The following is a 22,648-nucleotide window of genomic DNA, read 5'->3' on the forward strand; positions in this document are numbered from 1 at the left end:
AGTGCAATGCGGCAAACCCTGAACTGAGGCGGAAACGTGTCGCATCTCGCGTCAAAGATCGCAGCCCTGTCCCTGCTGGCAGCGACGCTAGCACGCGCCGGGGCGGCCGAATTGCCTGTGAGCGAAGTTGCACCGGGAATCTTCGTGCACTCCGGGACCATCGCCCTGATGACCCGCGGGAACGAGGGCGACATCGCCAATGTCGGCTTCATCGTCGGCGAGGCTGCGGTGGCCGTGATCGATACCGGCGGCAGCCTTCGTGAAGGCGAAGCCCTGCTGGCCGCGGTGCGGGCCCGTACCAGCAAGCCGATCCGCTACGTCATCAACACCCACGGCCACCCCGACCATGTCTTCGGCAATGCGGCCTTTGTGGCGGAGGGAACCAGCTTCGTCGGCCACAGCAAGCTGCCCCAGGCGCTGGCCACGCGCGGGCCGTATTACCTCGATAATTTTCGGCGCATCATGGGCGATGAGCTGATCGATCCCGTGAAGATCGTGCCCCCCACTGAGCTGGTTCGGGACACCATGACGCTCGATCTCGGATCGCGCCGGCTGACCTTGCGCGCCTGGCCGGCCGCGCACAGCGACAACGACCTGACGGTGTTCGACGAGACGACCAGGACCCTGTTCGCAGGCGATCTGGTCTTCCTCCGCCACATCCCGGTGATGGATGGCAGCATCCGCGGCTGGCTCGCCCTGCTGAAGGAGCTGGAGGCCGTTCCGGCAGTTCGCGTCGTTCCCGGTCACGGCCCTGTGAGCGACTGGCCTGCCGCGCTCTCGGATGAGCGGCGTTATCTCTCGACGCTGCTGTCGGACGTCCGTGCCTCGAACAAGAAGGGCGAGCCGATCCGGACCGCAGCCGAGAAGGCCGCGGCCGCCGAGCGGTCGCATTGGGAACTGTTCGACGACTACAACGCCCGCAACGCAACCGCAGCATTTTCTGAAATTGAATGGGAGTAGCGGCCGCGCTACCCTTGTCCAATAATTCGCACGAGACCCTGACCATGATGGGATGCACACGCCGCCTGCCGTTGATCGCCGCGTTGCTCGGCATCGCCTTCGCGCTGCCCGCGAGCGCCGAGGAGGCCTACGATCCCTGGCCTGGCCTGGTGCAGGATATCTTCAGCAACCGTCCGATGAACGACGGCAACGCTGTCATCGCCATCGAAATGCCCTATCGCGCCGAGGACGCGGCGATCGTGCCGGTGACCCTGCGCAGCAAGCTGTCACCGGGCGATGCGCGCCGCATCCGATCGATCACGCTGGTGATCGACCGCAACCCGGCGCCGATGGCTGCGAAATTCGAGCTTGGCGCGGATGCCAATGTCACCGAGATCTCCACGCGCGTGCGTGTCAATAATTACACCGACGTTCATGCGGTGGCGGAGCTGAGCGACGGCCAGCTCTACGTCTCCAAGACCTATGTGAAGGCGTCGGGCGGTTGCTCGGCCCCGGCGGGGAAGAACGCGGAGGAAGCCCAGAACCGCCTCGGCCAGATGCGCTACCGGCAATTCGCGCGCGAGGAGGCGCCCGCGAGCCGCATCCGCGAGGCCCAGATCATGATCGGCCATCCCAACAATTCCGGCCTGCAGATGGATCAGGTCACGCAGCTCTACATTCCCGCCTTCTTCATCAACCAGCTGAAGCTGACGCAGGACGACAGCCCCGTGCTGTCGATGGAAGGCGGCATCTCGATCTCGGAAGATCCCAACCTGCGCTTCACCTACGTGTCCAACGGCGCGAAGCGATTCCGCGCGGAAGCCAAGGACACGGACGGGCACGTGTTCCGCAACGAGTGGGACGTGGAGAAGCCGGGGACGTGAGAGCCACTTACTTCCCCTCTCCCCTTGCGGGAGAGGGTGGATCGCCGCGATTAGCGGCGAGACGGGTGAGGGGTATCTCTCCACACGCAAGCACGCGGAGAGATACCCCTCATCCGGCGCTTCGCGCCACCTTCTCCCGCAAGGGGAGAAGAAAGATGGCTCCGTCCATGCCGCTATACTAGAAACACCTCACCTCGGCCTCGGCCTGGGCCCGCCGCAAATCATTCACGGCCGAATTGGCCTGCTCTGACGTCCGGAACTGGGTGCCGAGATTGCCGCGAACCTGGGACATGCTGAGCGCGGTCTCGGCGGTGACATAGCGTTCGTAGCTGACAATCGAGGCGACCACGTCGATCGAGCAGGAGCATTGCTCGATCGCCTGCCGCGTCTCACCATTGGCTTTCATGCAGCCATAGACGTATTCCGCGCGCGCCGACGTCGGATAATCATTGGCCTCCTCGGCCCGCACCGTGCAGACGGTCGCCGCAAGCACGACCATAGCGGCGACAATCGGTCGTACCTGTCCCGCAAAACTCATGAGCGTCCTCCCGCTGGTTGCGATGGAAGCTATGCTATGCCTATTGTCCTGAAAAGCACCCTATCCGAGGAAATGGCTCACAAGGTGATGAGAGTTTTGGCACGAATATTGGCGCTCGCAACGACGTTGGCGCTGACGCTGGGTACGGCGGCCCATGCCGCCGACACCATCCGCCTGGCGGTGCAGAAGACCGGAACGTTCTCCTGGGAACTGGCCACCATCCGCGAGGCCGGACTCGACAAGGAGGCCAATCTGGCGCTGGAAGTCACCGAGCTTGCGAGCCCCGAGGCCGGCAAGATCGCGCTGCGCGCCGGCAATGCCGACATCATGCTGTCGGACTGGCTGTGGGTGTCGCGCGAGCGCGCGCTCGGCGCCAAGCTCACCTTCTATCCCTATTCCAGTGCGCTCGGCGCTGTGATGGTGCCCGCGGCATCACCGATCAAGACACTTGGCGATCTGAAGGGCCGCAAGCTCGCCGTCGGCGGCGGTCCCCTCGACAAGAGCTGGCTGCTGCTGCAGGCACGGATGAAGCAGGACGGCATCGACCTGAAGTCGGATGCGACGATCGCCTATGGCGCGCCGCCTTTGATCGCCGCCAAGGCGCTCGACGGCGAGATGGATGCGAGCCTGAATTTCTGGAATTTCTGCGCCCAGCTCGAGGCCAAGGGTTTTCGGCGCCTCGCCGGCATCGAAGAGATCTTGCCGAAGCTCGGCGCCAAGGGCGCGGTCTCTGCCGTCGGCTACGTCTTCGACGAGGGCTGGGCCGCGAGCCATCGCGACGCCGTGGCGCGTTTCATCGCCATGACCCGCAAGGCCAAGCAGTTGCTGGTGACCTCGGATGCGGCCTGGGACAAGATCGCCCCGCTCACCGGCGCGAGCGATCCTGCCATGCTCAAGACCTACCGCGACCGCTATCGTGACGGCATTCCACGCCGGAACATCAGCGATGAGGAAGCGGACGCGCGCGTGCTCTATCGCGTGCTGGCCGAAATCGGCGGCCGCGAGCTGGTCGGTCCGGCGGCCGAGCTCGATCCCGGCACGTTCTATCACGCCGTCCCCGGAGACTGAGGTGCTGCGCCTTCTCTCGTTCGCCCTGTTTCTCGCGATCTGGTGGACCGCCGCGCTGTTCGTCGGAGGCGCAAAGCTGCCCTCCCCGCCCGCCGTGCTCAATGTCATTGTCGCGGAAGCGTCGAGCGGCGCGCTGTTCCTGCATCTCGGTGCGACGCTGGCACGCGTGGCGCTCGCCTTCGTGCTGGCGATGTCGCTCGGCAGCGCCATCGGCTATCTGATGGGCCGGGTCAAGCTCGCCGACCGGCTCGGCGATCCCTGGCTGATCCTGCTGTTGAACCTGCCGGCGCTGGTGGTGATCGTGCTGGCCTATATCTGGGCCGGGCTCACCGAGACCGCCGCGATCGCAGCGATTGCCATCAACAAGCTGCCGACTGCGGTCGTCACCTTGCGCGAGGGCACCCGCGCGCTCGACCGTTCGCTGGACGAGATGGCGATGGTCTTCGCGATGCCGCGCTGGCGCGCGTTCCGCCATGTCGTGCTGCCGCAGCTTGCGCCCTATATCGCGGCCTCAGCCCGCTCCGGCCTGTCGCTGGTGTGGAAGATCGTGCTGGTCGCCGAGCTGCTGGGACGGCCGAACGGCGTCGGCTTCGAGATCGGCGTTGCCTTCCAGCTGTTCGACACGCCGCGCCTGCTGGCCTATTCCCTGACATTTGCCGCGGTCGTGCTCGTGATCGAGACGGCGCTGGTGCAACCGTTCGAGGCCCGCGCAACGCGGTGGCGGCCCCGTGCGGCTTGAGGTCGAGATCACAGGCAAGACTTTCAAAAGTGCCGCGGGCGGAACGCACGAGGTGCTGGCACCCGTCAAATTCGCGCTGCAGTCCGGCGAGGTCGGCGTGCTGATCGGCCCCTCAGGCTGCGGCAAGAGCACGATGCTGCGCATCATCCTCGGGCTCGACCGCGAATTCGACGGCCATGTCGCGCGCCCGCCCGAGGTGCGGATCGGCATGGTGTTCCAGGAGCCGCGGCTGCTGCCGTGGCGATCGGTCGAGCAGAACGTGCGATTGGCGGCACCCGATGTCGCCGAGGCCAAGCTGTCGGAGCTGTTCAAGATCCTGGAGCTGGAGGCGCACCGCAGCCACTTCCCGGGCGAACTGTCGCTGGGCCTCGCCCGCCGCGTCGCGCTCGCGCGCGCCTTCGCGGTTGAGCCCGACCTGCTCGTGCTCGACGAGCCGCTCGCCTCGCTCGACGACGCGCTCGCCGGCCGCCTGCGCGACGAGATTGCGACGCTGGTGGCGAGCCGCTCCGTGATGACGCTGCTCGTCACCCACAGCCTCGACGATGCCATCCGTCTCGGCGACCGCCTGTTCTTCCTGTCGCCGCGCCCGGCGCGCATCGTGCAGGAGGTGCCGATTGCCATCCCGCGCGCCGAACGCGGCGAAGCCGAGATTGCGGCGATCAGGGCGGGGCTTGCGCTGCGCATCCAGGCGGAACAAGGCGACGAACGCGCCGGGCGGGATGTCTCATAGGCAATCGCGCGAGGCGCGTGCTAGGTTGGGTCGCAGCGGAGTCTTCTGATGAAGCGAACGATCGCCCTGACGGCGCTTGGCCTCGCTCTGCTCGCGCCAACATCCCGCGCGCAGGACATGATGCGGGACCTCGATCTGACGTCGCCTGCCATGGTCTCCGCCGAGATGAGCCGGCAGGAGGTCGAGGCGACGCTGGCCAATGCGAGCGCCGGCGCGCCCGCCGATTTGACCGGCAAGCGGCTATCGGGGCTCGATCTCAGTGGTCTCGACCTGACCAAGGCCATCCTCCGCGCGGCACGGCTCAACAAGACGAAACTCGCCGGCGCCCGGCTTGACGGGGCGGTCCTCGATCAGGCGTGGCTGTTGGATGCGGACCTCACGGGCGCGAGCCTGAAGGGGGCCAATCTGTTCGCGTCACAGATGGCGCGCGCTCGCCTCGACGGCGCCGATCTGACCGGTGCGCGCATTGCGGCCGATCTCAGCGGCGCGAGCCTGGTCGGCGCGTCGATCGCGGATGCGCATCTCGGTGCCGACATGCGCAACCAGTCGATGGGACTGATGCGCGCCGTGCTGCGATCTGCCAATCTGGCGCAGTTGAACGCGCGCAACGCCGACCTGTCCCGGGTCGATCTCGAATTTGCTTCCCTCAAGGGGGCCGACCTGACCGGCGCGTCGCTCAGGAACGCTCAGCTCGGCGGCGCCGACCTGACCGGCACGACCATCATCGACGCCGATTTCGACGGCGCCGATCTCGCCTCCGCCAGGCTGATTGCACCGATCGGCCTTGACCGGGCCAAGAATTTCGACAAGGCAAAGAACCGTGAGCGCCTGATCAGGGAATAGCGGCGCACTTTTGGGAGGACTGGCTGATGCGTTGGTGTCTCGTTTTGATCGCGGTGTTGGCGTGTGCCGGTGAGGCCGCCGCGCAGACCAAGGGCAAGGGCATCCGGCTCTGGAATTTGACCAGCGAGACGATCTCCGGCTTCCAGCTCGCACCCAGCGGCAAGACCGATTGGGGCCCGAACCAGTGCCTGAACGACAAGGACAAGGAGGTCGACCACGACGAGCGGCTGCGGATCACCGGCGTCGAGCCCGGCCGCTACGACGCCAAGGTCAGCTATCCCAATTCACGGCAGTGCGTGGTCCGTGACATCGAGATCAAGGCCGATGCGGTGTTCTCGATTGCGGATAAGGATTTGAAGGACTGCACGAAGTAGCGCGAGCCGCTCACGCCTTGTCGTTCGGATGCGGATATTCGCAACGCCAGCGCACGGCCTGCCACTTCGGATGCTCACCGACCCATTGCGCGATATAGGGCGGTGCGGCCATGGAGCATTGCGCCGGCGAGCCGCCAAAGTTGAACACCAGATGCTGCTCCTCGCAGGTCGCAGGCGAGAGCACCGCACACACAGTCACCACCAGGTCGATCGGATTCATGCCGGGATCCTTGCGCGAGAGCACTTCAGACTAGCACAAGGGGATACGTCCCGAGGAGCCGGAAGTTTCAATCCGGCGTGAGGAGCAGGCGGGGAACCCGCTTTGCTAGAAGTTGATGCCGAACACCACCCGCGCCTGGTGCCGTTCGAAATTGACGAGATCGAGATTGGCCCCGGATCCGGCCGGCCGGCCCCAGGCCTGCATGCTCCAGCTCAAGGTGAGCCGCGATTGCTCGGAGAGCTGGAAATAGGCGGTCGGTCCGACGAACAGGGCTTGCCCTGAGAACTCGCCAAGGCCGATGCCTTCATACTGGCGGAAGTAGCGCATCTCGCCGCCGAGCAGGAAATTCGGCCGCACGCGCACCATGCCGGCGACAGCGGCGCCGATGGTGGAGCTCTTCTCGGACAGCCCGCTCACCTCGAACCGCGCCCATTCGGGCTGGTAGATCAAATTGAGCGCGCCGATGACGAAATTCGGGATCAGCTCGCGATCGAAGGCGAGCGTGAAGTCGGTGCCGTACATCCGTCCCTTGGCGCCGCTGACCTCGTCGATGCGATCGCCATGGGTCTCGGCAGCGATCGTCATCCCGAATGGGGCCTTCTCGCGATCGAGCAGGCGATAACGCAGGTCGAGCGAGAGGCCCTGGAAATTGAACTGACGGCGGTCGTCGATATCGGGGACGCCGGTGATGTCGTGCAGCGTCGCGGTGCCGCCGACCTCGACGCGAAAATTGGGCAACGGCACGATTTCGATCTCGACCTCCTGGCCGAGGGCGCGATAGGTGCCGCCGCCCTTGCCGAAGCGTCCCGTCGTCTGGGTCTGGAATTCGCGCTCGCCGGGATTGCCGACATCACTGCCGATCATGAAGCCGAAGATATGCTCGGTATCGAAGCCCTCTTCGGCCCTGGCGCACATTGGCAGGAGCGTGAGCGTGAGCGTGCACGCGATCGCCGTCCGGAATGTGTGAGCTCCAATGCGCATCACGAACACTACCACGGCTTCGATGGCCCACGCCATCGAAGCCGTGGCAGGTCGTCAGTCTTACTTGCGCGCAGCGCAGGCGTACATGTTGATTTCCATGCCGACCGGCACTTCCACGATCTTCGGAGCTTTCCAGGCCATTCGGGGTCTCCCCAGGGATTGAGCGCGACATCGCGCCGGGCAAAACCTAGGGCTGCGTCAGTCACGGCGCAAGCCTGGAATCGGACCACGAACACAGCGAACTGTCGCGCGGGACGCGCACAGTTCACTCTCGGGCAAACCGCCTTCGCTCCCAGTCAAGCGCGGCTGTGCTCAACGCAACAAGCGCAGCAATGCGCGGCCGGCGCGCGAGTTCAGCTCCTTCGCATCCAGCGTTCCATCCTTGTCGGGATTCGCCGCATTGAAGCGCTGCTCCACCACTGCAAGATATTCATCGAGCGTCAGCGTGCCATCGTGATCGGGGTCGGCGGCGGCGAGCTCTTTCGCCGTTAACCGTCCGCGCAATTCGCGCATGTCGAGCGTCCCGTCATGATCGGGATCGAGCTTTGCGAACAGCGCGGCGGCGGCCTTCTTCACCTCGGCCAGATCGAGCGTGCCGTCATTGTCGGTGTCGAACATCTTGACCGCGCCGCCGGATGCCGACCAGGCCGGACCGGAGAGCACGGCGAACGTGAGCGCAAGCGCAATTGAGCGACGCGATATCATTTTGACCTCCCTCATCATGAGCCCCGATTCGCGCAGGCTCGCGACAACATAAGTCCGCAAGCCGGCCGCGGTTCAAGCCGAATTGCCATGGTCACCGCGACGAAACCGGGGCCGCGCCAAAATTCTCGCGCTGCGCCAATCTTCGCACCGTGGAAATTGGTGCAGCGCATTCGCGCAAGACGAGCAGAATTCTTCGAAGATTACCGCATCAAGCCCGGCATCTGGCGTCCAAACTATCGGCAGCGCGCTTTCGACTTTCGTATTGACGGGTTTTGCTTTCGGGCGGAGTGTTGCAATCGCAGCGTCAAAAGGCGCGCATATTGGGAGGAACGGATGAAACGCTTTGCGATGGCCGCGAGCCTCGTCATATCCGCATGCTCGGTTGCGAGCGCACAAACGACCGATCAGTTGGTCAAGGGCGCAACCGATACGTCGAACGTTCTGAACTACGGGATGGGCTACAATCTGCAGCGCTTCTCGACGCTGAACCAGGTCAACAAGGACACCGTCAAGAACCTCGTCCCGGTCTGGAATTATTCCTTCAACGACGATCGCAGCGAGGAATCGCAGCCGCTGGTGTACCAGGGCGTGATCTACGTGACCTCCCACAATGCGACCATGGCGGTCGACGCCAAGACCGGCAAGCAGATCTGGAAATCCAAGATCGAATATCCGGCGGAGACGCCGCGCATCGTCTGCTGCGGCATCATCAATCGCGGTGCCGCCCTGTTCGACGGCAAGCTGTTCCGCACCACGCTCGACGCCAACGTGATCGCGATCGACGCCAAGGACGGCAAGGAGCTGTGGCGGCAGAAGGCGGCCGACATCAAGGAAGGCTATTCGATGACGGTGGCGCCGCTGGTCGCGGACGGTGTCGTCATCACCGGTATCTCCGGCGCCGAATTCGGCACCCGCGGCTTCATCGACGGCTGGGATCCGGCAACGGGCAAGCATCTCTGGCGCACCAATTCGATCCCCTCACCGGACGAGCCCGGCGGCGACACCTGGAAGGGCGACACCTGGAAGCTCGGCGGCGGCTCGACCTGGATCACGGGCTCCTATGATCCCGAGCTGAACACGGTCTATTGGGGTATCGGCAATCCCGGCCCGTTCAACGCGGCCGTGCGGCCCGGCGACAATCTCTACACCTGCTCCGTGCTGGCGATGGATCCCAAGACCGGCAAGATCAAGTGGCACTACCAGTTCTCGCCGAACAATCCGTTCGACTATGACTCGGTGGCCGAGATGGTCCTCGCCGACATGAACGTCGAGGGCAAGCCGACCAAGGTGCTGATGGATGCCAACCGCAACGGCTTCTTCTACGTGCTCGACCGCACCAACGGAAAGGTGCTCGCGGCCAATCCTTACGTGAAGGTGAATTGGGCAACCGGCGTCGATCTGAAGACCGGCCGTCCGATCGAAACCGACGTCGTCAAGGATGCGCGCGAGGGCAAGAAGGTCACCGTCTATCCGTCGATCCTCGGCGGCAAGAACTGGGAGCCGATGTCGTTCAACCCGCAGACCGGCCTCGCCTACGCCAACACGCTCGCCTTCGGCGGCAAGTACAAGTCGGAGCCGGCCACCTTCAAGCAGGGTGAATGGTATCTCGGCATGGACCTGACCGATCCCTGGGAATGGGGTGACGGCGCGCGCGGCCATCTGAAGGCGATCGATCCGATGACCGGCAAGGCGAAGTGGGAGGCGGCAAGCGACATCCCGCGCTTCTCCGGCGTGCTGTCGACCGCGGGCGGCGTCGTGTTCACGGGTGCGCTGACCGGCGAGTTCGAAGCCTTCGACGCCGACACCGGCAAGAAGCTCTGGCAGTTCCAGACCGGCTCCGGCATCGAGGGACAGCCGGTGACCTGGCAGCAGGACGGCGTGCAGTACATCGCCGTCACCAGCGGCTATGGCGGCGTCTACTCGCTGTTCTCCGGCGACGAGCGGCTGGCCAAGGTGCCGCCCGGCGGCTCGCTCTGGGTCTTTGCGGTGAAGCAGTAACGGCAAGACACGTTGAGAGACATGGCTCACAAGACGGTGGCGATCCTCGCCACCGTCGCGGTGCTGACGGTCGCGCTTGCGGCGACCGTTCGTGCCGCGGATGATTCGAACGGCAATCCGCTGCAGGCGCAGATCGACCACGGCAAGTCGACCTACGCCGAAAAATGCTCGCACTGCCACGGCCCCAACATGATGAATTCCGGCACCATCACGCCGGACCTGCGCGCCTTTCCCGACGACAGGACGCGCTTCGTCACCACCGTGAAGAACGGCAAGAACAACAAGATGCCGCCCTGGGGCGACATCCTCAACGATGACGAGATCGGCGATCTCTGGGCCTTCATCTCGAGCCGGAGGAAGCCATGAGAGGCCGGTTGGCAGCACTCGGTCTCGCCGCGACGCTTGCGGCTTCGGCAACGGCGGCGTGGGCGGCGGATCCCCTCAATGTCTGCCTTGACGAGGACCGGCCGCCGCTCTCGGCGCATCACCGCGGCAAGCCGGACTCGGGCTTCGACGTGCTGCTGGCGCAGGCGATCGCGGACCGGATGGGGCGCCCGCTCAGGATCCAGTGGTTCGAGAGCAAGCTGGATGAGGATTCGAGCCCGCAGCTCGAAGCCAATGCGCTGCTGTCCGACGGCCGTTGCTCGCTGGTCGGCGGCTACGCGCTGACAACGGATTCCCTCGTCAAGCCCGGCGTGCCGACGGCGCGCCTACCGGATTTCGCAGGCGCCACGCGCGATGACCGGCGCCGCCGCGTCACGCTCGGCGAACTCGCGCCGACCCGGCCTTACGTCTATTCGCCGATGACGGTGGTGCTCGGGCCGAAGGCGCGCGACCACAAGGTCAACGATATCGGCGACCTCGCAGGCCTGCGCCTCGCCATCGAAAGCGGATCGCTCGGCGACGCCATCCTGATGACCTTCGACAAGGGACGGCTGATCGACAACATCACCCATCTCGTGCCCGCCCGCGACGACCTTCTCGGCGCGCTCGATCGCGGCGATTATGATGCGACCCTGATCGATCTCGCCCGCTACGACGCCCACCGCGCCGCGCATCCGGACACTACGATATCAGGCTCCGGCTATTATTATCCGATCGGGGCCAATCGCGGCTATGTCGGGCTTGGCAGTGATCCTGCCCTGATCGAGGCCGTCAACAAGGCGCTCACGGATCTCGCGGCCGAGGGCAAGATCGCCGAATTCGGCAAGCAAGCCGGCCTGACCTATCTGCCGCCGCGCGAGCCGGCGATCCTCGGGGACGTCTGGACGAAGATCATTCAGCGGTGATGCGGCCTCACGTGCCGCCCCATCACCACTGTCATGCCCCGGCTTGACCGGGGCATCCAGTACGCCGCGGCCCATCGGATCAATCACTCACGTTTCGGAATACTGGATCGCCCGGTCCCGGCTCCGCCAAGGCTACGCCGAGGCCCACAAAGGCGCTCGGCGCGCCGAAGCTTCAGCGAAGGCGGCAAGCCGGGCGATGACAGCGAGGGTGTGGCGAGATCATCGTTGAACGTGCTGAAATCACGAGGCCGCTTCTGTGCTATCTCTGAAGTCTCATTTCACGACGGTGCCCCTTGAACGCCCCGACCATCCCGCCCTCCTCGGGCCTCCGCGATCTCCTCGCCCGCGAGATCAAGAGCAGTGAGCTGCTGCGCGCCCTGATCGTGGTCGGCCCGTTCGTGGCCGCCTGGTTCATCTCGCGCGAGACGGCGCTGTTGAATCTGGGACTGATCGCGGTGTCGCTGCTGATTCCGGCCCTGCGGCAGCACTTTCCGCCCAAAGTGGTCGCATGGCATTATCTGGTGATACTCGTGACGTTTGCGGCACTCTTCCTCGCCGCCCCGATCAAACCGCTGTTCGTGGTTCTGACCGCGCTTGCCGGCTTCCTCGCGGTGGCGGTGACACGTAACGGCGAGCATTTTCGTACGCTCGGCAATTGGGTGTTCATTCCGGCCGTCTACCTCGCCTGCGAAGTGCGCGAAGGCGTGAGCGCCTCGGAGGCGCTGCGGCATGCCGGCATCATCATCGTCTCCTCGCCGGTGGCACTGGCGCTGGTCTGCGGCATCCAGATTTACGATCAGCGGCGGCGCGGCAATGCCGCGACCTCGTTCGGGCCGCCTGCGGCCGAGTGGATGCTGCCCGCCGCGGCCACCGCCATGGCGGTGTTCGCCGCGGCGGCGCTGGTCGAGATCCTCGACCTTGCGCAGGGACAATGGGTGATGTGGTCGGCCGCGAGCGTCGTGGTCGGCGATCTCTCGGCCTCCACCGACAAGCTGAAGCAACGCGCCATCGGCGCCTTCGTCGGTGTGCCCTCGGGCTTCCTCGCCGGTCTCGCACTGCCGCAGAACCGCGTCGGCTATGCGTTTGCGGTTCTCGCAGCCACACTGACGCTGATCTCGTTCTCCCGCTATATCGTCGGCTTCGGCCTGCGCTGCTTCTTCATCGCGCTCGCCGCATCCTTTGCCGGCGGCGCCAGCGGCATTGCGGAGGAGCGCGTCGCCAATGTGATCATCGGCGGCGCGTTTGGCCTCATCGCGGTTGCCCTGACCGATATCGTCTGGCAGCGCGTGATGCGGAAAGGTGGTTCGCCCCCTTCGCATCCGACCAAAGCCTAGTGTCGGGAACGCATTTGCGAGCTATGATCGGACGGTACAACCGGACGCCTCTTGCCGTCAGGGACGAGAAAGGCCGCTCGCATGAGACCCGATGCCGTCGCCGTGGCCGCCCTGGTCATCCTGCTTTTCCCGATGGGCTATTTCCTGCTGGCCTCGCCCGCTTTCCTGCTGGTCAAGCTCGACATCCCGCCGGTGACGCAGCTGCTGCGCGGGATGTTCAACATCCAGTTCAGGATGATTAGCGTGGCCGGCATCATCGGGACGGTGGCTTTCATCTTCGCGGGACGACCGCTGTTCGCAGCGGGCATCGGCCTGATCGCGGCCCTCGCGATCTGGGGACGCCCGTGGTTCATGCGCCAGATGGACGATCAGCTCAGCGCCAGAGATGCGGGCAATGCGGACGCGGTGCGCCAGCTACGTCGTTTGCATTGGAGCGGAATGCTCTGCAACGCGGTGCTGGTGGCCGCTCTCGTGGCCAGCATTCCCTACGTTGCCACATCGACGTGAGGGGATCGCGGGTCCGGCCAACGCAACCCGCGACGAGCCGCAGCGTGACGCCCGCTTAATTCTCGTCCACGGCAACAGCGCTCTGCTGCCCCTTGTGGATCGAGGACGGCACCACGCCGAAATATTTCCGGAACACGCGGCTGAAATGCGATGAGCTGGAGAAGCCCCAGGAGAATGCGACATCGGTGATGGTCTTGCCGCCGTGCGCCTCGAGCTCCTGGCGACAGTTCTGCAAGCGGGCCTGCCAGATGTAGTCGCTCACCGTCGTGCCGCGCTCGGAGAACAGCATGTGCAGATAGCGCTTGGAGCAGCCGAGCTCGGCGGAAATCTGGTCGATGCACAGATCGGGATCGCGCAAGTGCTCGCGGATGAAGAATTGGGCACGCACATACATCGCCTCGGGCCCGACCCGATCGAACATCGTGTCGGCTTCGCGCAGCGGCAGCAGCAACAGGTCGATCAGCGAATCAGCAACACCGACCGCGCTGTTGGCCGACAGCTTCGCCGCCTCGTCGAACGTGGCATGGACGAAATCATGGGCGATCCGCCCGGTCCCCGTCTTCGCCGACAGCTTGCAGGCCGGCATGCGCTGAGACGGAAAGCCGCGATCGCGCAGCAGCGCCTTCGGCACGATCACCACATCGTGGCGCGTGAAGGCGGGACTGACGATCAGATGCGGGCATGAGACGTCATAGGCGATGATGTCGCCGGGGTTCAGCTCGATGTGGCGGCCTTCCTGCTCGAAATAGGACACGCCGTAGGTCTGGAAGTGAATCTTGATGTACGGGTGTTCATTGGCCTTGGCGCGCGCCAGCGTGTGCGCGATGCGATGCTGGCTGACCTCGATCTGACAGAGCTTCAGGCGCGAAACGGTGGTGTAGTCGATGCGCCCCTCAAGCGAGGATGCTTCGAGCGGATCGACATCGAAGTGTCCGCACAGACTCGTCAGCCCGTCGATCCAGCTTTGGATCTGGCGCTTCGGCGTCAGTCCGGTCGTCGAGAGCGTGTGAATTGTGTCGGACATTAATCCAGCCACTGGTGATACCCGGAGATTCTACGCGAATCGCGGCCAGCGCCTGCTGGAGCCCTCAGCCATGATTGCGTGACGTTTACCTCAAATTTGGGCGGTCTTTTGAACGAGCGCCATCGTTCCTTTGCCACCCTTGAAAGTTAATCCTCCGCCTTAGTTGCAGCGCCGTCAAGGGGAACCTGATCGCTGCGCGCGGCGCCAGGCCGCACGGAAGCCGCTGAATTCGCTACCGCAAAATCAAAAACTTTGCCTCCGTGCGCTGTCGAGCAAAGCGGGTTCACTCTTGGGCAAGTTTCCCGTTGGCGAAGTCGTTAGGGATTGCGGCAGGAACAAAAAGAACGGGCCGCTCCTGCACGTGGACCCGTAGCTCTCATCGGAGGAGGAAACAGCACAGCATCGTTTCTGGTCCCCAACGTGACCGCCCTGCACGAGCAGACGCCGGACGAGAAGCCCGGTGATTGAGCAATGCTTCGGAAACAATAAAACGAGACCAACGGAGGAATGACTATGCGCAAGGTGCTACTGGCGACCTTTCTTGGCTCCGCGGCGGCTCTCGCCGTCGGGAGCGCGTCAGCCAATGACGAAGTGCTCAAGATGTCGCAGAACCCGAAAGACTGGGTGATGCCGACCGGCGACTATGCCAATACCCGCTACTCCAAGCTCAACCAGATCAATGCACAAAATGTCGGCAAGCTCCAGGTTGCCTGGACCTTCTCGACCGGCGTGCTGCGCGGCCACGAAGGCGGCCCGCTGATCGTCGGCAACATGATGTACGTCCATACGCCGTTCCCGAACAAGGTCTACGCCATTGACCTTTCCAACGAGAACAAGATCGTCTGGAAGTACGAGCCGAAGCAGGATCCGAACGTCATCCCGGTGATGTGCTGCGATACCGTTAACCGCGGCCTCGCTTTCGGTGACGGCAAGATCTTCCTGCATCAGGCCGACACGACCCTCGTCGCACTCGACGCCAAGACCGGTCAGGTTGCATGGACCGCCAAGAACGGCGATCCGAGCAAGGGCGAGACCGGCACCTCGGCACCGATGGTCGTCAAGGACAAGGTGCTGATCGGCATCTCCGGCGGCGAGTTCGGCGTTCAGGCTCACATGAGCGCCTACGACATCAAGACCGGCAAGCTGGCCTGGCGCGGCTTCTCGGAAGGCCCGGATGACCAGATCCTGGTCGACGACAAGACCACTGCGCTCGGCAAGCCGATCGGCAAGGACTCCAGCCTGAAGACCTGGCAAGGCGATCAGTGGAAGATCGGCGGCGGCGCGACCTGGGGCTGGATCTCCTACGATCCCGAGATGAACCTGATCTATTACGGATCGGGCAACCCCTCGACCTGGAATCCGAAGCAGCGTCCGGGCGACAACAAATGGTCGATGACCATCTGGGCGCGTAACCCGGACACCGGCGTCGCCAAGTGGGTCTACCAGATGACGCCCCATGACGAATGGGACTATGACGGCGTCAACGAGATGATCCTCTCGGACCAGTCGATCAACGGCCAGGCCCGCAAGCTGCTGACGCATTTCGATCGTAACGGCCTCGGCTATACGCTCGATCGCGGCACCGGCGAGCTCCTGGTCGCCGAAAAGTACGATCCGAAGGTGAACTGGACCTCCGGCGTCGACATGGACAAGAACTCCGCCACCTATGGCCGTCCGAAGGTGCTCGACGCAGCTTCGACCGACAAGGCCGGCGAAGATCACAACGTGAAGGGCATCTGCCCGGCCGCGCTCGGCACCAAGGACGAGCAGCCGGCAGCCTACTCGCCGGACACGCAGCTGTTCTACGTTCCGACCAACCACGTCTGCATGGACTACGAACCGTTCAAGGTGAGCTACACCGCGGGCCAGCCCTATGTGGGTGCGACGCTCTCGATGTATCCGCCGCAGGGCGATACCCATATGGGTAACTTCATCGCCTGGGACGGCAAGACCGGCAAGATCGTCTGGTCGAACAAGGAGCAGTTCTCGGTCTGGTCGGGTGCCCTCGCGACCGCCGGCGGCGTGGTGTTCTACGGCACGCTCGAAGGCTACCTGAAGGCAGTCGACGCCAAGACCGGCAAGGAGCTCTACAAGTTCAAGACTCCCTCCGGCATCATCGGCAACGTCACCACCTATGAGAACGGCGGCAAGCAGTATGTCGCAGTGCTCTCCGGCGTGGGCGGCTGGGCCGGCATCGGTCTGGCAGCTGGCCTGACCGATCCGACCGCAGGTCTCGGCGCAGTCGGTGGCTACGCCGCGCTCAGCAACTACACGGCGCTCGGCGGTACGCTGACCGTGTTCTCGCTGCCCGCGAACTAGCCTCAGCTCCGTATCGCTCCGGCGCGTGGATCAACTCCACGCGCCGGCTCGTCTCCACCGAACGCCTTCGAGGAACACCTCTTGCGTAAAATCTGCTCTGTCATTGCTGCGATGATCTTCGTTGCGTCCGGAGGAATTGCTGTCGCGGACGGCTCGGGCGACCCGACCGCCGTCAAGCAGAACGAAACTGGCGAATGGCTCGATAAGGAAGGTAACCCGACCTACAAGGTCAACGGCGAGACCGTCGACTGGTACACCTATTCCGGATACCGCCGCTATCACTCGGACTGCCATGTGTGTCATGGCCCGGATGGCATGGGCTCGACCTATGCACCCGCACTGAAGGATTCGCTCAAGACGATGAGCTATGCCGATTTCCTCGGCGTCGTCGCCTCGGGCCGCAAGAACATCTCCACCGCCGCAGAGAACGTGATGCCGGCCTTCGGAGATAACCCGAACGTCGCCTGCTACATGGACGATCTCTATGTCTATCTGCGCGCCCGCTCCAACGAGGCCTGGGGCCGCGCCCGTCCCGGCAAGCATGAGGACAAGAACGACGCCTATACCAAGAATGAAGACTCGTGCATGGGCAAGAAGTGAACGTTTGGGACCCGGCTGAGACTCAGGTCTTGGCGCCCTGCGAGAATTTGAGGAGTTACCGATGAAGACACGTGCCGCCGTTGCTTTTGAAGCCAAGAAGCCGCTCGAGATCGTCGAAGTCGATCTGGAAGGACCGAAGGCCGGCGAAGTCCTGGTCGAGATCAAGGCGACGGGTATCTGCCATACCGACGCCTACACGCTCGACGGTTTCGACAGCGAAGGAATCTTCCCGTCGATCCTCGGCCATGAGGGCGCCGGCATCATCCGCGAGATCGGTGCAGGCGTGACCTCGGTCAAACCGGGCGATCACGTCATTCCGCTCTACACGCCGGAATGCCGGCAGTGCAAAAGCTGCCTGAGCCAGAAGACCAATCTCTGCACCGCGATCCGCGCGACGCAGGGCAAGGGCGTGATGCCCGACGGCACCAGCCGCTTCTCCTACAAGGGCAAGCCGATCTACCACTATATGGGCTGCTCGACCTTCTCCAACTTCACGGTGCTGCCCGAGATCGCGGTGGCGAGGATCCGCGAGGACGCCCCCTTCGACAAGAGCTGCTACATCGGCTGCGGCGTCACCACCGGCGTCGGTGCCGTCGTCAACACCGCGAAGGTCGAGCCAGGCTCGAACGTCGTCGTGTTCGGCCTCGGCGGCATCGGATTGAACGTGATCCAGGGCGCCAAGATGGCCGGCGCCGACAAGATCATCGGCGTCGACATCAACGACACCAAGGAGGAATGGGGCCGCCGGTTCGGCATGACCGATTTCGTCAACCCCAAGAAGATCACCGGCGACATCGTCCCGCATCTGGTGACCCTGACCGACGGCGGTGCCGACTACACCTTCGACTGCACCGGCAACACCACCGTGATGCGCCAGGCGCTGGAAGCCTGCCATCGCGGCTGGGGCACCTCGGTCGTCATCGGCGTCGCCGAATCCGGCAAGGAGATCGCAACCCGTCCGTTCCAGCTCGTCACCGGCCGCAACTGGCGCGGCACCGCCTTCGGCGGCGCCCGCGGCCGCACCGACGTGCCGAAGATCGTCGACTGGTACATGAACGGAAAGATCCAGATCGACCCGATGATCACCCACACGCTCAAGCTCGAAGACATCAACAAGGGCTTCGACCTGATGCACGAGGGTAAATCGATTCGTTCAGTCGTCGTGTTCTAGCTCGCAAGCGTCACACCCAAGGAGGATCGACCCATGACTGCACTCCATCCCTCGATCGACAACGGTCTCAAACAAGGCACCGGCCACTTTGCCGGCGGCACGCTCGCCTGCAAATGCAAGGACCATCAGGTCAAGGTCGGCATCAAGGGCGACGTGGCGCACAACCACGCCTGCGGCTGCACCAAGTGCTGGAAGCCGCAGGGCGCGAACTTCTCGGTCGTGGCGGTCGTGCCGCGCCAGAACCTCACCGTGCTCGAGAACGGCGACAAGCTCCAGATCGTCGACGCCTCGGCGGTGATCCAGCGTCACGCCTGCAAGGCCTGCGGCACCCACATGTTCGGCCGCATCGAGAACAAGAACCATCCGTTCTACGGGCTCGATTTCGTTCATCCGGAGCTGTTCCAGGAGCAGGGCTCGCAGGCGCCGCAATTCGCCGCCTTCGTCTCCTCGGTGATCGAATCCGGCGTCAAGCCCGAACAGATGGCCGGCATCCGGTCGCGGCTGAAGGAAATCGGGCTCGAGCCCTATGATTGCCTGTCGCCGGCGCTGATGGATGCGATCGCGACCCACGTGGCGAAGGCCAAAGCCGCCTGACAAGGCCGCAAGACAATTGTCCGTCCCCTCGGGAGTCATCAGAGGGGACGGACAGCTCTCGAATGATTGCGGCGAGTTTGCCGCCTGTGCACTTTGCGTATGCGAGCGCGTTCCGCTCCCTCAGTCCTGGTCTCTGAATGACTGCGCAGTGCCGCCCTCTTCCTGCTTGAAGTCAGCGCGCCTTGCGATTCTCCCTCCCTCGACTGAGGACTACTGCTTCGTCCGCGCAGTCCCTCTGGCGGACGAAGCTTTTTTCACCTCGCGCAGATTTTGTATTTGCCGATCGCGCGGCGTGTTGCCGCGCCCTGCTTTTGACAACCTTCGTTGCGATCTTTTCCCGTCGAGAACAGCTCGTTAAGAACACTTGGCTGTGAACGCCGACCCGGCGCGATGTCTGCTACCATTCCGCCGTGATGATGCCGCGCGACATTCAATCAATTAAGAACAAAACGGGAGGTATCGAGCACATCCGCACATGACGATTCGCATTTCAGCTTCCTGCCGGGATTTGCCCGCGGAGGATCACAGGCGGAGATGCGACGGCACGACGTACGGACCATTTCGCCGATCGACATCGGCAAATCCTGAAATCATCGAGCTTATGAAGAGCGAGGGACGATCATGATCAAATTGAAGATCAACGGCCAGGAACAGAGCTGGGATGGCGACCCGGATCTCCCGCTACTCTGGTTCCTGCGCGACGAGGCCGGGTTAACCGGCACGAAATTCGGTTGTGGCCAGGCCCTGTGCGGCGCCTGCACCGTCATCGTCGACAAGGAGGCGGTCCGCGCCTGCATCACTTCGGTCAACGACGTCGCGGGGCGCGAAATCACCACGATCGAGGGGCTGCACCCCAATGGCGATCATCCCGTCCAGAAGGCCTGGCGCCAGGTCAATGTTCCCCAATGCGGCTTCTGCCAGGCCGGCCAGATCATGCAGGCGGCTGCGCTGCTGATGGACAACCCCAAGCCCTCGCATGACCAGATCCGCGAGGCGATGTCCGGCAACATCTGCCGCTGCGGCTGCTACCAGCGCATCGAGAACGCCGTCCACCTCGCATCGACGGGAGTGTGACATGAATTTCATCGACAATCCCCGGAAGCTTCGTGGCTTCGAAAAGCATCTGAAGGTCGAGAAGGTCTCGCGTCGCAGCATCCTGAAGGGGCTCGGCGTCACCGGCGGCTTCGTGCTCGCCGCCCCCGTGATGTCGCGCCAGGCCTTTGCCTATGAGACCGGCGCCGGCAAGATGCCGCATGGCGTCGTGGTCGATCCGCGCGTGTTCGTCGCGGTCGCGCCCGACGGCACCGTCACCATCCTCGCCCACCGCTCCGAGATGGGCACCGGCGTGCGCACCAGCCTGCCCTTGATCGTGGCCGAGGAGATGGAGGCCGACTGGTCCAAGGTCAAGGTGCAGCAGGCCCATGGCGACGAGGTCAAGTTCGGCAACCAGGACACCGACGGCTCGCGCAGCACGCGGCATTACCTGATCCCGATGCGCCAGATCGGCGCCTCTGCCCGGACCATGCTGGAGCAGGCTGCGGCCAAGCGCTGGAACGTGCCGGCGACCGAGGTGAAGGCCGTCAATCACGAGGTCGTCCACAGCGCCAGCGGCCGCAAGCTCGGCTTCGGCGAGCTCGCGGCAGATGCCGCCAAGGAATCGGTGCCTGCCATCGAGGGCCTCAAGCTGAAGGACCCGAAGGACTTCCGCTATCTCGGCAAGGGCCAGGTCAGCATCGTCGATCTCCACGACATCACCACCGGCAAGGCGCGTTATGGCGCCGATGTGCGCCTGCCCGGGATGAAATACGCCGTGATCGCCCGCCCGCCGGTGACCGGCGGCAAGCTCACCTCGTTCGATCCGGACGCCGCGCTGAAGGTGCCGGGCGTCGAGAAGGTGATGAAGGTTCAGGGCTGGCCGTGGCCGTCGAAATTCCAGCCGCTCGGTGGCGTTGCCGTGATCGCCCGCAACACCGGCGCGGCGATCAAGGGCCGCGACGCGCTGAAGCTCGTCTGGGACGACGGCGCCAACGGCAAATACGACTCGGTCGCCTACCGCAAGGAGCTCGAGGACGCCTCGCGCAAGCCGGGCCTGGTCGTGCGCCAGGAGGGCGACGCGGACGCCGCGCTGAAGTCCGCCGCCAAGGTCGTGGTCGGCGAATATTACTTGCCGCACCTTGCCCATGCCAGCATGGAGCCGCCGGTCGCGGTCGCCGACGTCAAGGGCGACAAGGCGGAGATCTGGGCGCCGGTGCAGAGCCCCGGCGGCACCCGCGAGGACGTCGCCAAGACACTCGGCATCCCCGAGGGCAATGTCACCGTCAATGTCACGCTGCTCGGCGGCGGTTTTGGCCGCAAGTCGAAATGCGACTTCGCGCTCGAGGCTGCGCTGCTGTCGAAGGAGCTCGGCACGCCCGTCAAGGTGCAATGGACGCGCGAGGACGACCTCCATCACGACTTCCTGCACACCGTCTCGGCGGAGCGGATCGAGGCGGGTCTGGACAAGGACGGCAAGGTGATCGCCTGGCGCCACCGCAGCGTGGCGCCCACCATCGCCTCGACCTTCGCGGCCGGTGCCAAGCACGCGGCGGCGTTTGAGCTCGGCATGGGTCTCGTCGACATGCCGTTCGAGATCGCAAATATCTCTTGCGAGAACCCGGAAGCTGCGGCGTTCACCCGCATCGGCTGGTTCCGCTCGGTCTCGAACATCCCGCGCGCTTTCGCCGTCCAGTCGATGGTCGGCGAGATCGCGAACGCAACCGGACGCGACCAGAAGGAGACGCTGCTGGCGCTGATCGGCAGTCCCCGCATCGTCAAGCCGGCGGTGAAGGACTTGTGGAATTACGGCGAGCCCTATGACAGCTACCCGATCGACACCGCGCGCCTGCGCAAGGTGGTCGAGCTGGTCGCCGAGAAGGGCGAATGGGGCCGTCAGGTTCCAAAGGGCCACGGCCTCGGCATCGCCGTGCACCGCAGCTTCGTCAGCTACATCGCGACCATCGTCGAGGTGGCCGTCGACGAGAAGGGCAAGCTGACGGTGCCGCGGGTCGACACCGCGATCGACTGCGGCACCTATGTCAACCCCGAACGCATCGCGTCGCAGATCGAGGGCGCCGCCATCATGGGCTTGAGCCTCGCCAAATATGGCGCGGTCACCTTCAAGGACGGCAAGGTCGAGCAGAAGAATTTCGACGACTTCCAGGTGATCAGGATCGACGAGGCTCCGCTGGTGACCAACGTCTACATCGTGCCACCCGGCCCCGACACGCCGCCGAGCGGCGTTGGCGAGCCCGGCGTGCCGCCGTTTGCGCCTGCACTGACGAACGCGATCTTCGCAGCGACCGGCAAGCGCATCCGCGCGCTTCCGATCGGCAAGCAATTGGAGGCTTGACGGAACAGACACGGCCTCGCGCCGTTTCTCTTCGATCTGACAGGAGCAGATCGATGACCAACATTCCAAGGGCGCTCGCAGTCTCGCTGCTGTCGAGCGCCTTTCTTTTGACGGCTGCAGCCGCGTTCGCCCAGAGCACCACCGCGCCGCCGACCACGGCGACACGCCCCACCGCGCCGGAACAGAATTCGCTTCCCAACGCCAGCGCCCCACCCGCCTCCACGACCCAGACCACCGGACAGAGCCCGAGCGATCCAAAGGTTCGCGAGATGAATCAGGCGGAGAAGGACAAGGTGGATCGGCAGGGGAAGTAGTGCGGGACGCTCTCGCGCACTGATGTTCTCTCATGACCGGGCTCGTCCCAGTCATGACGAGCAACGGCGGCAATCCCATCACCCCACGC

The 22,648-nt window shown here is 64.3% G+C and carries 25 protein-coding genes; 19 read left to right on the forward strand and 6 right to left on the reverse strand.

The genetic code is table 11. The annotated features are described in order from the left end of the window. Positions 1-36: 36 nt before the first annotated feature. Complete coding sequence (locus tag NLM31_RS31030; RefSeq protein ID WP_254194774.1) at positions 37-960, forward strand: quinoprotein relay system zinc metallohydrolase 2; 924 nt, start codon at positions 37-39, stop codon at positions 958-960. Between the two features lie 44 nt (positions 961-1,004). Then, a complete protein-coding gene (locus tag NLM31_RS31035) occupies positions 1,005-1,823 on the forward strand; it encodes a quinoprotein dehydrogenase-associated SoxYZ-like carrier (protein ID WP_254194775.1) in 819 nt (272 codons plus the stop codon). Positions 1,824-2,001: 178 nt separating this feature from the next. Here the strand turns inward: NLM31_RS31035 and NLM31_RS31040 are convergent, their stop codons facing one another. Further along, a complete protein-coding gene (locus NLM31_RS31040; protein WP_254132944.1) occupies positions 2,002-2,361 on the reverse strand; it encodes a hypothetical protein in 360 nt (119 codons plus the stop codon). Positions 2,362-2,448: 87 nt separating this feature from the next. Here NLM31_RS31040 and NLM31_RS31045 point away from each other — a divergent pair, with 87 nt between their 5' ends. Genes NLM31_RS31045 through NLM31_RS31065 form a run of 5 tightly spaced genes read left to right on the forward strand, consistent with a single transcriptional unit; the run spans position 2,449 to position 6,115 of the window. Then, positions 2,449-3,429 carry an ABC transporter substrate-binding protein gene (locus NLM31_RS31045; protein WP_254194776.1) on the forward strand — a complete coding sequence of 327 codons (981 nt, stop codon included), beginning with the start codon at positions 2,449-2,451 and terminating at the stop codon, positions 3,427-3,429. Position 3,430: 1 nt separating this feature from the next. Continuing rightward, on the forward strand, positions 3,431-4,168 hold the full coding sequence (locus NLM31_RS31050) for an ABC transporter permease (RefSeq protein ID WP_254132946.1): 738 nt from the start codon (positions 3,431-3,433) through the stop codon (positions 4,166-4,168). Next, positions 4,158-4,898, forward strand: a complete 741-nt coding sequence (locus NLM31_RS31055) for an ABC transporter ATP-binding protein (protein ID WP_254194777.1) — start codon at positions 4,158-4,160, stop codon at positions 4,896-4,898. Before NLM31_RS31050 ends, NLM31_RS31055 begins: the two co-directional genes overlap by 11 nt. Positions 4,899-4,946: 48 nt before the next feature. Continuing rightward, positions 4,947-5,741 (forward strand): pentapeptide repeat-containing protein, encoded by a 795-nt coding sequence (locus NLM31_RS31060; protein WP_254194778.1) that lies wholly within the window; start codon positions 4,947-4,949, stop codon positions 5,739-5,741. A 26-nt stretch (positions 5,742-5,767) separates the two neighbouring features. Continuing rightward, positions 5,768-6,115 carry a hypothetical protein gene (locus NLM31_RS31065; protein WP_254132949.1) on the forward strand — a complete coding sequence of 116 codons (348 nt, stop codon included), beginning with the start codon at positions 5,768-5,770 and terminating at the stop codon, positions 6,113-6,115. A 10-nt stretch (positions 6,116-6,125) separates the two neighbouring features. Here NLM31_RS31065 and NLM31_RS31070 read toward each other — a convergent pair whose 3' ends face one another. The 4 genes from NLM31_RS31070 to NLM31_RS31085 form a co-directional block, all read right to left on the reverse strand. After that, on the reverse strand, positions 6,126-6,335 hold the full coding sequence (locus tag NLM31_RS31070; RefSeq protein WP_188104815.1) for a hypothetical protein: 210 nt from the start codon (positions 6,333-6,335) through the stop codon (positions 6,126-6,128). Positions 6,336-6,440: 105 nt separating this feature from the next. Then, on the reverse strand, positions 6,441-7,352 hold the full coding sequence (locus NLM31_RS31075) for a hypothetical protein (protein WP_254194779.1): 912 nt from the start codon (positions 7,350-7,352) through the stop codon (positions 6,441-6,443). 24 nt (positions 7,353-7,376) lie between these two features. After that, positions 7,377-7,457, reverse strand: coding sequence for a pyrroloquinoline quinone precursor peptide PqqA (gene pqqA / locus NLM31_RS31080; protein WP_012029362.1), 81 nt, complete (start codon positions 7,455-7,457; stop codon positions 7,377-7,379). 171 nt (positions 7,458-7,628) lie between these two features. Beyond that, a complete protein-coding gene (locus NLM31_RS31085; RefSeq protein WP_254194780.1) occupies positions 7,629-8,021 on the reverse strand; it encodes a calcium-binding protein in 393 nt (130 codons plus the stop codon). A gap of 333 nt (positions 8,022-8,354) precedes the next feature. On the opposite strand from NLM31_RS31085, the gene NLM31_RS31090 reads away from it, so the two are divergent. The 5 genes from NLM31_RS31090 (at position 8,355) to NLM31_RS31110 (ending at position 13,149) form a co-directional block, all read left to right on the forward strand. Continuing rightward, a complete protein-coding gene (locus NLM31_RS31090) occupies positions 8,355-10,019 on the forward strand; it encodes a methanol/ethanol family PQQ-dependent dehydrogenase (RefSeq protein WP_254194781.1) in 1,665 nt (554 codons plus the stop codon). Between the two features lie 21 nt (positions 10,020-10,040). Continuing rightward, on the forward strand, positions 10,041-10,385 hold the full coding sequence (locus tag NLM31_RS31095) for a cytochrome c (RefSeq protein WP_254194782.1): 345 nt from the start codon (positions 10,041-10,043) through the stop codon (positions 10,383-10,385). Then, positions 10,382-11,308, forward strand: coding sequence for an ABC transporter substrate-binding protein (locus NLM31_RS31100; protein WP_254194783.1), 927 nt, complete (start codon positions 10,382-10,384; stop codon positions 11,306-11,308). The genes NLM31_RS31095 and NLM31_RS31100 overlap by 4 nt, the downstream gene beginning before the upstream one ends. Before the next feature lie 293 nt (positions 11,309-11,601). Next, the gene (locus NLM31_RS31105) at positions 11,602-12,642 is read left to right on the forward strand and encodes an FUSC family protein (RefSeq protein ID WP_254194784.1); all 1,041 of its coding nucleotides are present in this window, start codon (positions 11,602-11,604) and stop codon (positions 12,640-12,642) included. 81 nt (positions 12,643-12,723) lie between these two features. After that, complete coding sequence (locus tag NLM31_RS31110; protein WP_254132956.1) at positions 12,724-13,149, forward strand: hypothetical protein; 426 nt, start codon at positions 12,724-12,726, stop codon at positions 13,147-13,149. 55 nt (positions 13,150-13,204) lie between these two features. On the opposite strand, the gene NLM31_RS31115 is transcribed toward NLM31_RS31110, so the two are convergent. Next, positions 13,205-14,173, reverse strand: a complete 969-nt coding sequence (locus tag NLM31_RS31115) for a helix-turn-helix domain-containing protein (protein ID WP_254132957.1) — start codon at positions 14,171-14,173, stop codon at positions 13,205-13,207. Positions 14,174-14,686: 513 nt separating this feature from the next. Between NLM31_RS31115 and xoxF5 the strand changes: the two genes are divergently transcribed. The 7 genes from xoxF5 to NLM31_RS31150 all read left to right on the forward strand — a co-directional run bounded on the left by xoxF5 (position 14,687) and on the right by NLM31_RS31150 (position 22,559). Continuing rightward, positions 14,687-16,492: a lanthanide-dependent methanol dehydrogenase XoxF5 gene (gene xoxF5 / locus NLM31_RS31120; protein ID WP_254132958.1), complete on the forward strand. Its 1,806-nt coding sequence runs from the start codon at positions 14,687-14,689 to the stop codon at positions 16,490-16,492. Positions 16,493-16,603: 111 nt separating this feature from the next. Beyond that, on the forward strand, positions 16,604-17,092 hold the full coding sequence (locus NLM31_RS31125) for a c-type cytochrome, methanol metabolism-related (RefSeq protein WP_254135484.1): 489 nt from the start codon (positions 16,604-16,606) through the stop codon (positions 17,090-17,092). 61 nt (positions 17,093-17,153) lie between these two features. Beyond that, complete coding sequence (locus tag NLM31_RS31130) at positions 17,154-18,263, forward strand: S-(hydroxymethyl)glutathione dehydrogenase/class III alcohol dehydrogenase (protein ID WP_254132959.1); 1,110 nt, start codon at positions 17,154-17,156, stop codon at positions 18,261-18,263. A gap of 33 nt (positions 18,264-18,296) precedes the next feature. Further along, entirely contained in the window at positions 18,297-18,857 is a 561-nt protein-coding gene (gfa, locus tag NLM31_RS31135) for an S-(hydroxymethyl)glutathione synthase (protein ID WP_254132960.1), read from the forward strand. Between the two features lie 621 nt (positions 18,858-19,478). Beyond that, positions 19,479-19,931 carry a (2Fe-2S)-binding protein gene (locus tag NLM31_RS31140; protein WP_254132961.1) on the forward strand — a complete coding sequence of 151 codons (453 nt, stop codon included), beginning with the start codon at positions 19,479-19,481 and terminating at the stop codon, positions 19,929-19,931. A 1-nt stretch (position 19,932) separates the two neighbouring features. Further along, on the forward strand, positions 19,933-22,245 hold the full coding sequence (locus NLM31_RS31145; RefSeq protein WP_254194785.1) for a molybdopterin cofactor-binding domain-containing protein: 2,313 nt from the start codon (positions 19,933-19,935) through the stop codon (positions 22,243-22,245). A 53-nt stretch (positions 22,246-22,298) separates the two neighbouring features. After that, entirely contained in the window at positions 22,299-22,559 is a 261-nt protein-coding gene (locus NLM31_RS31150; protein ID WP_254194786.1) for a hypothetical protein, read from the forward strand. Positions 22,560-22,648: the final 89 nt, after the last annotated feature.

The organism is Bradyrhizobium sp. CCGUVB4N, from assembly GCF_024199945.1.
In the GTDB taxonomy this organism is placed as follows: Bacteria; Pseudomonadota; Alphaproteobacteria; order Rhizobiales; family Xanthobacteraceae; genus Bradyrhizobium.